11 protein-coding genes and 1 riboswitch are annotated in these 12,239 nt (G+C 73.2%); of the genes, 3 read left to right on the top strand and 8 right to left on the bottom strand.

The window, feature by feature from the left end; genetic code table 11:
- Window positions 1-44: 44 nt before the first annotated feature.
- Both ABD976_RS18105 and lepA read right to left on the bottom strand, forming a co-directional pair.
- Window positions 45-599, bottom strand: a complete 555-nt coding sequence (locus ABD976_RS18105) for a Uma2 family endonuclease (RefSeq protein WP_345364670.1) — start codon at window positions 597-599, stop codon at window positions 45-47.
- A 55-nt stretch (window positions 600-654) separates the two neighbouring features.
- Window positions 655-2,511, bottom strand: a complete 1,857-nt coding sequence (gene lepA / locus ABD976_RS18100) for a translation elongation factor 4 (RefSeq protein WP_345364668.1) — start codon at window positions 2,509-2,511, stop codon at window positions 655-657.
- A 129-nt stretch (window positions 2,512-2,640) separates the two neighbouring features.
- Here lepA and ABD976_RS18095 point away from each other — a divergent pair, with 129 nt between their 5' ends.
- Complete coding sequence (locus ABD976_RS18095) at window positions 2,641-3,171, top strand: SAM-dependent methyltransferase (RefSeq protein ID WP_345364666.1); 531 nt, start codon at window positions 2,641-2,643, stop codon at window positions 3,169-3,171.
- Between the two features lie 92 nt (window positions 3,172-3,263).
- Here the strand turns inward: ABD976_RS18095 and ABD976_RS18090 are convergent, their stop codons facing one another.
- The 3 genes from ABD976_RS18090 to ABD976_RS18080 all read right to left on the bottom strand — a co-directional run bounded on the left by ABD976_RS18090 (window position 3,264) and on the right by ABD976_RS18080 (window position 5,553).
- On the bottom strand, window positions 3,264-3,641 hold the full coding sequence (locus ABD976_RS18090; RefSeq protein ID WP_345364664.1) for a VOC family protein: 378 nt from the start codon (window positions 3,639-3,641) through the stop codon (window positions 3,264-3,266).
- Between the two features lie 35 nt (window positions 3,642-3,676).
- Window positions 3,677-4,540, bottom strand: a complete 864-nt coding sequence (locus ABD976_RS18085; RefSeq protein ID WP_345364662.1) for an EamA family transporter — start codon at window positions 4,538-4,540, stop codon at window positions 3,677-3,679.
- Between the two features lie 206 nt (window positions 4,541-4,746).
- Window positions 4,747-5,553 (bottom strand): TSUP family transporter, encoded by an 807-nt coding sequence (locus ABD976_RS18080; protein WP_345364660.1) that lies wholly within the window; start codon window positions 5,551-5,553, stop codon window positions 4,747-4,749.
- A 444-nt stretch (window positions 5,554-5,997) separates the two neighbouring features.
- Here ABD976_RS18080 and rpsT point away from each other — a divergent pair, with 444 nt between their 5' ends.
- On the top strand, window positions 5,998-6,258 hold the full coding sequence (gene rpsT, locus ABD976_RS18075; protein WP_345364658.1) for a 30S ribosomal protein S20: 261 nt from the start codon (window positions 5,998-6,000) through the stop codon (window positions 6,256-6,258).
- A gap of 49 nt (window positions 6,259-6,307) precedes the next feature.
- Here rpsT and holA read toward each other — a convergent pair whose 3' ends face one another.
- Window positions 6,308-7,291, bottom strand: a complete 984-nt coding sequence (holA, locus tag ABD976_RS18070) for a DNA polymerase III subunit delta (protein WP_345364656.1) — start codon at window positions 7,289-7,291, stop codon at window positions 6,308-6,310.
- A 96-nt stretch (window positions 7,292-7,387) separates the two neighbouring features.
- Window positions 7,388-7,516, top strand: a riboswitch (SAM riboswitch).
- A 12-nt stretch (window positions 7,517-7,528) separates the two neighbouring features.
- On the opposite strand from holA, the gene thrC reads away from it, so the two are divergent.
- Window positions 7,529-8,800 carry a threonine synthase gene (thrC, locus tag ABD976_RS18065; RefSeq protein ID WP_345364654.1) on the top strand — a complete coding sequence of 424 codons (1,272 nt, stop codon included), beginning with the start codon at window positions 7,529-7,531 and terminating at the stop codon, window positions 8,798-8,800.
- 229 nt (window positions 8,801-9,029) lie between these two features.
- Here the strand turns inward: thrC and ABD976_RS18060 are convergent, their stop codons facing one another.
- Together ABD976_RS18060 and ABD976_RS18055 are read right to left on the bottom strand one after the other, a co-directional pair.
- Window positions 9,030-11,384, bottom strand: a complete 2,355-nt coding sequence (locus ABD976_RS18060; RefSeq protein ID WP_345364652.1) for a ComEC/Rec2 family competence protein — start codon at window positions 11,382-11,384, stop codon at window positions 9,030-9,032.
- Window positions 11,381-12,190 carry a ComEA family DNA-binding protein gene (locus tag ABD976_RS18055; RefSeq protein ID WP_345364650.1) on the bottom strand — a complete coding sequence of 270 codons (810 nt, stop codon included), beginning with the start codon at window positions 12,188-12,190 and terminating at the stop codon, window positions 11,381-11,383. The genes ABD976_RS18060 and ABD976_RS18055 overlap by 4 nt, the downstream gene beginning before the upstream one ends.
- Window positions 12,191-12,239 lie beyond the last annotated feature (49 nt).

The following is a 12,239-nucleotide window of genomic DNA, read 5'->3' as shown; positions in this document are numbered from 1 at the left end:
CCTCCGGCTCGGCGCCGCGAAGACCGCCGAGGTCCCCGCACCCCCTAGGGCCGGGGCGGCAGCTCGGCGGGCACCACCCGCACCGGGAACGGCCGCCGCGCCTCGAACACCTCGGCACCGCGGGCCGCTGCGGTCACCCGGAACTCACCGCCATCGCCCGGCTCGTGCACCACCAGGCCCGGGACCAGCGGATCGACCACCCAGTAGTGGGTCACCCCGATCCGCTGGTACGCGGCCTTCTTCGGGCCCAGGTCGTAATGCCGGCTTCCGGGCGAGAGCACCTCGACCACCAGCACCGGCGCGACGGGGAGGTGCTGCTCGGCCAGGTCCGCGCGACGGGCCACCAGGAGGTCCGGCTGGAGCTCCTCGGTCACCGACGGCCGGACGGCGAAGGGCGCGGGCACCACCTCGAACTCGTCCGGGCAGGCGGCGTCGAGCAGCGCCCCCAGCCGGAGCACCACCTTCTGGTGCCGGAAGCCCGGCGGCGGGCTGGCGAGCAGCATGCCGTCGAGCAGCTCGTACCGGCGCCCGTCGGCGGGCATCTCCACCAGGTCGGCCACCGTGCACGGGCGGGGCCGCGGACCGGTCGTCTCCACCACGGCCGGCAGTCAACCAGCGGGCACCGACACGATCCGCGGCGTCACCTCGCCCGGGCTACTTCTTGCCCTTCTTGCCGTCGTCCTTGCCCGCGGACTCGTCGGTGGACAGCGCGGCGACGAAGGCCTCCTGCGGGACCTCCACCCGCCCGATGGTCTTCATCCGCTTCTTGCCCTCCTTCTGCTTCTCCAGCAGCTTGCGCTTGCGGCTGATGTCACCGCCGTAGCACTTGGCGAGCACGTCCTTGCGGATGGCGCGGATGGTCTCCCGGGCGATGATCCGCGACCCGACCGCGGCCTGGATCGGCACCTCGAACTGCTGGCGCGGGATCAGCTCGCGCAGCTTGGTCGCCATCTTGGTGCCGTAGGCGTAGGCGGCGTCGCGGTGCACGATCGCGCTGAAGGCGTCCACCGGCTCGCCCTGGAGCAGGATGTCGACCTTCACCAGGTTCGACGACTGGGTACCGGCCTCCTCGTAGTCCATCGAGGCGTACCCGCGGGTGCGCGACTTGAGGTGGTCGAAGAAGTCGAACACGATCTCGGCCAGCGGCAGCGTGTAGCGCAGCTCGACGCGGCTCTCCGACAGGTAGTCCATGCCGGCGAGCTGACCGCGGCGGGACTGGCACAGCTCCATGATCGTGCCCACGAACTCCGACGGCGCGATCACGGTGCACTTGGCGATCGGCTCGTGGACCTCCTTGATCTTGCCCTCGGGCCAGTCGGAGGGGTTGGTCACCTCCAGCTCGGTGCCGTCGTCCTCGATCACGTCGTAGACGACGTTCGGCGCCGTGGAGATCAGGTTCAGGTTGAACTCGCGCTCCAGGCGGTCGCGGGTGATCTCCAGGTGCAGCAGGCCGAGGAAGCCGCAGCGGAAACCGAAGCCCAGCGCCCCGGAGGTCTCCGGCTCGTAGGTCAGCGCGGCGTCGTTGAGCTGGAGCTTGTCCAGCGCCTCGCGCAGCAGCGGGTAATCGCTGCCGTCCACCGGGTAGAGACCCGAGTAGACCATCGGCTTGGGTTCGCGGTAGCCGGGGAGCGGCTCCGGGGCGCCCTTGCGCTCCGAGGTGACGGTATCGCCGACCTTGGACTGGCGGACGTCCTTCACCCCGGTGATCAGATAACCGACCTCGCCGACGCCGAGTCCGCGGGAGGCCTTGGGCTCCGGCGAGATGATGCCGACTTCGAGCAGCTCGTGCGTGGCGCCCGTGGACATCATCTTGATGCGCTGTCTGGGCTCGATCTTGCCGTCGACCACCCGGATGTAGGTGACCACACCCCGGTAGGTGTCGTAGACGGAATCGAAGATCATCGCCCGTGGCGGCACGTCCGCGACGCCCTCCGGGCGCGGGATCTGCCGGACCACCTCGTCGAGCACTGCACCAACCCCTTCACCGGTCTTGGCCGAGACCCGCAGCACGTCCTCCGGCTCACAGCCGATGATGTGCGCGAGTTCGGCGGCGTACTTGTCCGGTTCGGCGGCGGGGAGGTCGATCTTGTTCAGCACCGGGATGATCTGGAGGTCGTGCTCCATCGCCAGGTACAGGTTGGCCAGCGTCTGCGCCTCGATGCCCTGCGCGGCGTCGACGAGCAACACCGCCCCCTCGCAGGCGGCCAGCGACCGGCTGACCTCGTAGGTGAAGTCGACGTGCCCTGGGGTGTCGATCATGTGCAGCACGTGATCTTCCCCGCCGACGGACCAAGGAAGGCGCACGTTCTGCGCCTTGATCGTGATCCCCCGCTCCCGCTCGATGTCCATCCGGTCGAGGTACTGAGCCCGGTACGCGCGCTCCTCCAGCACCCCGGTGAGCTGCAGCATCCGGTCGGCCAACGTGGACTTGCCGTGGTCGATGTGCGCGATGATGCAGAAGTTCCGGATGCGCTCCGGGTCGGTGAAGGTGGTATCGGCGAAACTGCTCACTCAGTGTTCCTCGCGGACGTCGGCAGGGTGGAGGGACCCGCACATGGTCCCACGAGGCGACCTGACCTCGATGCCCAACTCCGGGTCATCCCCGATGCACCGCCGCGTCGCCGGTGCTGAGCTGGACATATGGGTGAAACGGACAGCCGGGACCGTCGAGCGCCGCTGCACCGCTCGCGCGGTCCGCTGGGTCGGACGGCGCAACGGTCGCGAGGCCGGGCGGACGCCGTCGTCGAGGAGCAGGTCGTGCGGCTGGCCGGGCTGACCGGGGCGGACGAGGTGCTGGTCCTCGGCCCCGGGGCGGCGCTGCGCCCGGCGGCCGACCGCGCCCGCCGGGCCACCGCCGACCCGGCCGAGGCGCCCTTCGACGTCGTGCTCAGCACGCACGACGCCCACCGGTGGCCGGACCGGCCGGCCGCGCTCGCCGACCTGCTCGCCCTGCTGCGCCCGGACGGCGAACTCCTCCTCTCCGCTCCGGAGGAATCGCTGCCGGGATCCCGGCCCGGCCTGGACGCCGACCTGCGGGCCTGCGGATTCGTCGAGGTGCAGAGCTGGCTGTGGCAGCCACCGGGTGCCGGGCTCCAGGTCCAGGCCAGGGCCCGCCGCCCGCAGGACGCCGAGAGCCGACCACAGGCCCCGCAAGAGCACCCGACCCGGTGAACTTCTGCCAGGTGAGGGGCACCTTCATCCGGCTATGTCGGATGAAGGTGCCCCTCACCTGGCACACGAACGGGTGGAAGGTGTGCGGCGGGCTACTCGCCTCGGGTGTCGACCCGCAGGGGGTGGTCGGCGGGGACCTCGACGAGGACGATCCGCATCCCGTCCGGGTCGGCGATCCAGGCCTCGTCCAGCCCCCACGGCTGCCGGGCGGGTCCGGCCAGCACCTCGACGTGGTCGCGCACCCGCTCGAACTCCGCCCGCACGTCCCGGACCTGGAGGAACAACACCTGGTCCGGGCTCGTGCCGTGCTCACCGGACCCCGACACCTCCAGGTAGCCGCCGCCGGTGAAGAACACGGTGCCGACCGCGAACTCGCGGGAGACGGCCAGCCCGAGCACGTCCCGGTAGAAGCGCACCGACCGCTCGCGGTCGCGGGGCCGCAGGATCAGCCTGCTGCTCAAGATCTCCATGCCCCGTTCATACCCACCGAGCACCCCCGCCACCATCAGGCGATACCCAGCAGCACCACGCCGGCCAGCACGACGGCGGCACCGCTCAACCGGCGGAGCGGCCGGTCCTCGCCCAGCAGGCGCCAGGCCAGCAGCCCGGCGATCACGATGCTCAGCTCCCGCGCCGGGGCGACCAGGCTCACCGGCGCGAGCCGCATCGCGAACAGCACCAACGAGTAGGCCAACGGGGACAGCACCGCCACGGCGAGCACCTCGCGGCGGTGCGCGCGCCAGACCCGCCCGGCCCGCCCCGGGTCAGCGAGCGCCCGCGGGCTCAGCAGCAGCGTCCGCAGCAGCGTGCTGGTCCACTCGTACAGCAGCGGGGAGAGCCCGAGCGCGGTCACCGCGTAGGCGTCCCACGTGGTGTAGACGCCGATCAGCGCGCCGCAGAGCAGACCGAAACCGACGCCGGTGAGCCCCGCTCCGGCCCGCGGCAGGCCGTCGGAGAAGCCGATCAGGAGCACCCCGAGCACCACCAGCGCACCGCCGAGCACGCCCAGCGCACCGGGCCGCTCGCCGAGCACCACCACGGCGATCACCATCGCCAGCATCGGCCCGGTCCCCCGCGCCAGCGGGTACACCACGGACATGTCGCCGACCGCGTAACCGCGTTGCAGCACCACGGAGTACGCGGCCTGCACCACCGCGCCGACCACCCCGCCCAGCACCCAGGAACGCCACGGCGGCACCCCGTCGACCAGCAGCGCACCCGCGGCCACCGGCAGGTACAGCACCGTCGAGCAGCAGGCGGTCAACCAGACGAACACCGCTCCCCCGGAACCGGCGCGCTTGGCGAAGAAGTTCCAGCCCGCGTGCGCGAACGCGGCGGCGACGACGAGCAGGACGGCGGTCAGGCCCACGAGGCTCCCTCCGGGTCGCGCGGGCGCGCGACCTCGCGGTTCCTCCAGGCTTTTGTCCCGTGAGATGTGCGACCGCGCTCGGCGGCGGACGCCGGTGCCGCTCGGACCTGACCCGCCCGCTGCTGGTTGTCGGTGCTGGAGCGCAGCGGCGGCGGAACCCTAGGCACAACCGGGAGCGGACTCTACGCCGCCGCACCGGCCGCGGACTAGATCCCCGCCGCGACCTTCCAGCCGAGGCTCACCACCAGGCCGACCGCCACGGTCAGGAACACCCGCCGCACGAAGCCCGATCCGCGCCGGGAGGCCAGCGACGCGCCCAGCACGCTGCCCGCCGCGTTGCTCACCGCCATGCACAGCCCGAGCCCCCACAGCACCTTCCCCGCCGGGATGAAGAACAGCAGCGCCCCGACGTTCGTCGCGACGTTGACCACCTTCGCCGTCGCCGAAGCGGTGAGGAAGGCGAACCCGACCAGCCCGACCAGCAGGAACACCAGGAACGATCCGGTGCCCGGACCGGCGATGCCGTCCCAGAACCCGAGCAGGACCCCGCCGAGCAGCATCACCACGAGCTGGCCGCGCCTGCCGAAGCGCGGGGCGTCGACCGAACCGAGGTCGGGCTTGCGCCAGGTGTGGACGGCGACCACCACGATCGCGGCGAGCACGACCGCGTTCAGCACCCCGGACGGCAGCGCGTCGGCGAAGATCGCACCACCGAGGGAACCGAGCAGTGCGAGCAGGGCCATCGGCAGCGCGCTGCGCCAGTCGATCGGCGTCCGCTTGGCGTAGGTGCGGGCCGCCGCGGCGGTCCCGGCCACCGAGGCGACCTTGTTGGTGGCCAGCGAGTGGATCACCTCACCGCCCGGGACCAGCAGCAGCATCGCGGGGAGCTGGATCAGCCCACCGCCGCCCACGATCGCGTCGACCGCGCCCGCCAGGAACGCGGCCGCGCAGAGGAACAGCAGTCCGGCGAGGGAGAGATCGGCGAATCCGGGCCAGGTCAACGCGTCGAGCACGAGGGCTCAGCTTAGGACCGTTTTCAGAAGGGTTTGCGTGGCGGTGCGGGTGGCGGAACCTCAGCGGCCTTCTCGCTCCGGGAGCCGTTCCTGATGTACCAACCACGTACACGGCGTCACGGCTGTCCTCGCGAGAAGACCGCTGAGCGGTCACGTCCGAGCACGGGCGGCGGTGCAAGGGGACAGCCTCACCGCATGCGGCTCCGCCGCATTCTGAAGGGACCCCTTAGGTTCGCCCGGAGACCGCCTCGCGCAGCGGGCGCTCGGGGTCGGCTCCCGAGGCGGTGCCCTCGGGCGGGGCCGAGGTCGGCGCCGGGGCGGCGCGCGCCCGCTGTTAGCATGGACGACCGTGCCGTGCGGCGTTCCGACCAGGAGGAAAGCCGCGCTCCCGCAGCGCGGTGCCAATTCAGCGCGGCCGACCATCGACGAGGAAGAGGCGCACCAGTGGCCAACATCAAGTCCCAGGTCAAGCGCATCCGGACCAACGAGGCCAACCGCCAGCGCAACAAGGCGGTCAAGTCCAGCGTGAAGACCGCCATCCGCAAGTTCCGCGAGGCCGCTGCCGCCGGTGACAAGGACAAGGCCATCGAGCTGCAGCGGGCCGCCGCCCGCGCGCTCGACAAGGCCGCGAGCAAGGGCGTGCTCCACAAGAACCAGGCGGCGAACCGCAAGTCCGCCATGGCTCAGCGCGCCAACTCGCTCTGAGGCACCACCCGAGGCGCCCTCTCCCCGCGCGGGGGAGGGCGCTTCGTCGTCAGTTCCGGGCCCCGCGCAGGTCGACCAGCCGCAGCACGGTGCGCTCCAGCGCATAGCCCGCGTCCGCGGCCATGCCCTTGACCTCGCCGTTGACCTGGGCGGTGAGCTGCAACGCGGCGGACAGGCTCGTGCTGTTCCAGCCGCGGGCCTGGGCCAGCGCCTTCTTGACCTTCCAGGCGGGCATCCCGAGCTCCCCCGCCAGCCGGTACGGATCGCTGCGGCCGACCGAGGCGACCCGGCCGATGGTGCGGACCGACTCGGCGAGCGCGTCGGCGATGAGCACGTGCGGGACCCCGAGCTGCAGCGCCCAGCGCAGCGCCTCCAAGGCCCCCTCCCGATCTCCCGTGACGGCCTTCTCCGCGACCGCGAACCCGGTGACCTCGGCGCGACCCCGGTGGTACCGGCGCACCGACTCCTCGTCGACCCGGCCGCCGGTGTCGGCGACGAGCTGGGTGGCCGAGGAGGACAGCTCGCGCAAGTCGGTGCCCACCGCGTCGATCAGCGCCGAGACCGCGGCGGCGTCGGTCTTGCCCCCCGCCCGCCGCACCTCGTCGCGGACGAACGCCTCCCGCTCGGCGGGTTTGGTGATCCGGTTGCACTCGGTGACCCGCGCGCCGAGCTTGCGCAGCGCCGCCGGGAGTTCCTTGGCGTGCTTGGCGCGACCGCCCCCGCTGTGCACCACGACGAGCACCACGCCGTCGGCGGGTTCGGCGGCGTGCGCGAGCACCGCCTGGGCGATCTCCTTGCCCGCGTCCTGCGCGGACTCGACGGCGATCACCCGCCCCTCGGCGAACAGCGACGGGCTGAGCATCTCGTCGAGCTCCGGAGGGGTGAGGTCGCTCACCTTCACCCGGCGCAGCTCGGCCGTCGGATCGGCCGCGCGCGCCGCCCCGGCCGCCGCGTGCACGGCGCGCTCCACCAGCAGTTCCTCGTCGCCGAGGACCAGGTGCAGCGGGTCCGGGAGCACCGGCGGTGAGCTCATGCGGGCATCGTCGCACGGGGGTCCGACCGTCCCGCCATCTGGATCGGCCTGGCCAGATCCGCGACGGCTGCACTAGCGTTGCCGCCACAACCGAACAGCTCATCCAGAGGGGCAGAGGGAACGGCCCGTCGAAGCCCCGGCAACCATCGTCGATGCAGCGTGCGCTCCGCGTGTCCGCCGACGATCAAGGTGCCAATTCCGACCCGTCCGCGGGACAGATGAGGAAAGGACCTCGCGATGACCGCTGCTGCCCACTCCCCGGCCACCACCGGGAAGACGTTCGACCTGGGTCCGGCCGCCGAGCTGGTGTCCAAGGAAGAAGGGCACCGCCAGCCGCTGGCCCCCGAGTTCGTCTCCCTCGAAGACTTCTCCCCCCTCGAAGTCGCCTACGACTTCGGCCGGGTGCGGCGCGAGGACATCGAAGCCGGTCCCCGCTCGATCTGGCGCTACAAGCACCTCCTGCCCGTGCCGAGCACCGTGGAGCAGCACCCCAACACCGAGCCCGGCTGTACCAGGCTGGTCCGGGCCGACAACCTGGCCAAGGCGCTGGGCGTCAAGCAGATCTGGATCAAGGACGACACCGGCAACCCGACCCACTCCTTCAAGGACCGGGTGGTGGCGGTGGCGCTGGCCGCGGCGCGCGAGTTCGGCTTCAAGGTGCTGGCGTGCCCGTCCACCGGCAACCTCGCCAACGCGGTGGCCGCCGCGGCCGCCCGGGCCGGCTGGGACTCCGTGGTGCTGGTCCCGAAGACCCTGGAGCGCGCCAAGATCCTGATGAGCGCGGTCTACGACGGCTCGCTGCTCGCGGTGGACGGCAACTACGACGACGTCAACCGGCTGGCCACCGAGCTGGCCGGGGAGCACGAGGACTGGGCGTTCGTCAACGTCAACGTGCGGCCGTACTACTCCGAGGGCTCCAAGACGCTGGCCTTCGAGGTCGCCGAGCAGCTCGGGTGGCGCAAGCCCGAGCAGATCGTGGTCCCGATCGCCTCCGGCTCGCAGTTGACCAAGGTCTACAAGGGGTTCAACGAGTTCGCCCAGCTCGACCTGATCGAAGATTCGCCGGTGCGGATCTTCGGTGCGCAGGCCTCCGGGTGCTCGCCCGTCTCGTCGGCGTTCAAGGGCGGGCACGACGTGGTGCAGCCGGTGCGCCCGGACACCATCGCCCGCTCGCTGGCCATCGGGGCGCCCGCGGACGGCCCGTACGTGCTCGACATCGTGCGCAAGACGGGCGGGGCCATCGAGGACGTCACCGACGAGGAGGTCGTCGAGGGCATCCGGCTGCTCGCCCGCACCGAGGGGATCTTCGCCGAGACCGCGGGCGGGGTCACCGTGGCGACCGCCAAGAAGCTGCTGGAGGCGGGCAAGCTCGACCCGGACGCCGAGACCGTCCTGCTCATCACCGGTGACGGGCTGAAGACCCTGGACGCCGTGCAGGACGGCATCGGCCCGAAGGCCACCGTCGCCCCCAGCACCGAGGCCGTCGACGAAGCCCTCGGCCTCCGCTGAGCCGCGGGCGGCCGGGCCTTCCCACCCGGTCGCCCCCAGCGGCCCCAGCCGCCCGCGCCGGAAGCGGACGAGCCCGGCGGCGCGGTGCCGCGCACCCGGTGGGTCTTCGGCACCGCCGCAGAGCCCGCCGGTGCGGGTGCCGCAGCCGCGCCGACCCGAGGACGGGCCGGGATGCTGTTCGGGACCGCGGCAGCGTTCGCTGGGTCGCGGTGTCGAGATCACCTCCTCGTCAGCGGTCGTCCGCGCGGAGCGGATCACCGCGGCTGACCGTGCGCGGTCCGGGTAGGACCGCGATAGCACCTTCCAGATCGGTGCGCCGCACGGCCGTGGCCGCCCGGCGCAGCTCGCCGAGGATGAGCGGGCTCGGATGTCCGTAGCCGTTGTCGTCGCCGACGCTGACCAGGGCCACCCGTGCGCCGACCGCCCGGAGGAACCGCGGTGCCGTGTAGCGGGAGCCGTGGTGCGGAACCTTGAGCACGTCGGCGCGCAGGTCCGCCCCGGAGGCCAGCAACCCGGACTGCCCCGGCAGCTCGACGTCACCGGTGAGCAGCACCCGCCCCGCCCGGGTGGTGGCCATGAGCACCACCGAGGCGTCGTTGGCCGCCTCCGCCGACCCGGCCAGCGCGAGCTCGCCGCGCGGGCCGAGCACGTCGAGGACCAGGTGCGGCCAGCGGGTGCGTTGTCCGGCGACGAGTTCGAGCACCGGCACGCGGTGTCCCCGCGCCAGCGCGGCGATCTCGCGCATCGCCCAGGCCGGTTCGCGCAGCGGCCCGATGCCGATCGCACCCACCGGGTGTTCCCGGACCACCCCGGCGAGACCGCTGACGTGATCGGCGTGCAGGTGGGTGAGCACCACGAGCGGGACCCGCCGGACGCCGAGCCGCCGCAGGCACTCGCCCATCAGGGCGGGGTCCGGCCCGGTGTCGACCACCACCGCTTCGGCGGGACGCCCGGTCGCCAGGACGAGGCCATCGCCCTGCCCGACGTCGCAGGCCACGACCGCCCACCCGGCCGGCGGCCAGGGCGCGACGGCTCCGCGCACCGGGACCAGCACGATCCAGGCGCCCAGCACCCCGACGACGAGCAACCCGCGCACCCGGCGGAACCGCAGCGCCACCAGCAGCGCGACCGTCAGCCCGGCGAGCAGCAGACCGCCGGAGAGCCCGCTCGGCCAGTCCAGCACCGCGCCGGGCACCGCGGCGGCGTGCTCGGCGACGGCCAGCACCCAGGCCAGCTCCGGCGCGGCCAGCAGGACGCAGAACTCCCCGAGCCACCCGGCCACCGGGTGCAGGACCGTGGCCAGCACGCCGAGCACCGTCGCCGGTGCCACCACCGGACCGGCGAGCAGGTTCGCCACCACCGACACCAGGCTGATCTCGCCCGAGAAGGCCGCGATCAGCGGTGCCGTGACGACCTGCGCGGCCAGCGGGACGACCAGCACCTCCGCCGGCCCGGGAGGAACGCCCCTGCGGTGCAGGGCCGCCGCCCAGGCCGGGGCCAGCACCACCAGGCCCGCCGTGGCCGCCACCGACAGCGCGAACCCCAGGCTGGTCGCCAGCTCCGGCACCACCAGGACCAGGCCGACCACGCTCGCCGACAGCGCGGGCAGCGCGGAGCGCTCCCGGCCGAGCACGAGCGCGAGCAACGTGATCGCGCCCATCACCGCCGCGCGCAGCACGCTCGGTTCCGGCCCCGCCAGCACGACGAAGCCCGCCAACGCCGCACCCGCCGCCAGCGCGGAGACGACCGGACCGGCGCCGACCAGCCGCAGCAGCAGGAGCGCCGCGCCGCAGACGATCGCCAGGTTGGCCCCGGAGACCGCCGTGAGGTGCGCGAGCCCCGCGGTGCGGAAGTCCGCTTCGACCTCCGCGGGCAACCGTCCGGTGTCACCGACCACCAGCCCGGGCAGCAGTCCGGCGGCGGCGGGTCCCAGCACCGCCGCGGCGGCGACCCGCAGCCCCTCGCGGAGCTCCTCAGCGGTGCGCTGCCAGCCCGGAGGTGCGGTGACCCCGATCGGTGGCCCGCGGACCTGCACCGCCGCGATCGTGAGCTCCCCGCTGCGCGGTGGCACGATCCGTCCCTCCACCAGGACCCGCTGTCCCGCGATGAGGTCCCGCCACGACGCGCTGGGCACCAGCAGCACCACGGCACCGTGGCTCGGTGCCCGCCGCCCGGCCGGGCCGAGCGAACGGAGTTCCGCCCGCACCAGCGACCGGTCCTGCGCCCGCCGCGCACCGTAGGAGGCACCGCGCAGCGGCACCGGCGCGTCGGTCAGCTCCACGCCGACCACCGCCCGACCGCCCCGCTCGGCGAGCCCGCGGAGCGGGTGGTCCTCGGCGGCCCGTCCGCGCTGCGCCGTTCCCGCCGCGGCGATCCCGGCCAGCACCAGCACCACCAGCAGCGAACGTCCCCAGCGCCGGGTACCCGCCACCGCCCAGAGCACCGGAACCGACACCAGGGCCAGCACCGCGACCACCGCCGCCACCACCCACCCGAGCAGGAGCCCGGCGAGGGTCACCGCCCAGACGGCGAGCGCGGCGGGGGCCAGCCGCAGGTCCAGCGGCTGCGGGCGGAGCGCGCTCATGTCCGCACCAGGTCGCGGAGCCGGGAGAACCGGACCTCGCCGATGCCGTCCACGTCCCGGAGCTGTTCCACCGAGGTGAAGCGGCCGTGTTCCGCGCGCCAGCGCACGATCCGCTGGGCGGTGACCTCTCCGACGCCGGGCAGTTCATCGAGTTGTTCCTCCGTCGCGGTGTTCAGGTCGAGCTTGCCGGGTTCGCCGGGCGAGGCCGCCGGCGCTCGGGCGAGCGCCTGGGGCGGCACCGGCACGGCGACGTAGAGCTGTTCGCCGTCGACGAGTCGGCGGGCGAGGTTCAGGGCGGTGATGTCGGTACCGGGCACCGCACCGCCCGCCGCGTCGAGCGCGTCCGCGACCCGAGCGCCCGGCGGCACCGTGACGAGTCCCGGCTCGGCCACCCGTCCGACGACGCTGACGACCAGCTCCTCAGGAGGAGCCGACGTGGTGGTGGCCGCCGCGGCGGGGGTGATGAGCGGTGGTGGCGGCGCCGGTTCCGCGGCGGGTCCGCGGCCCAGCAGGGTGAGCCCGAACACGACCACCAGCACGGCGGCCACCGCGCCGATCGCGAGCAGGCCCAGTCGACCTGGGTCCACTCTGGACCGCGCGAGTGATTCCGGCAGCCAGCGCCCCGCCCACCGCGAGAGCGGCGAGTCGTGACGCGGGCCGCCCGCTGCGGCGGCGTAGTCGGGTCCGGCGCGGGTTTCCGCGTCGTCGGAACGCGCCCGCTGGCGCAGTTCCGCCAAGCGGGTGCGCGGATCGCTGTCGTCGTCCACATCGGAGCGCCGATGCCTGGCGCGGTCGAGATCGAACATGCCACGACGGTAGGGCGGCGCGAACAAGCTGCGCACCAACGATTTTCAA

Origin of the sequence: Saccharopolyspora cebuensis (assembly GCF_039542665.1) — a bacterium.
GTDB lineage: Bacteria > Actinomycetota > Actinomycetes > Mycobacteriales > Pseudonocardiaceae > Saccharopolyspora > Saccharopolyspora cebuensis.
Note: the sequence above shows the minus strand (reverse complement) of the source record. Positions and strands in the feature narration are given on the sequence as shown.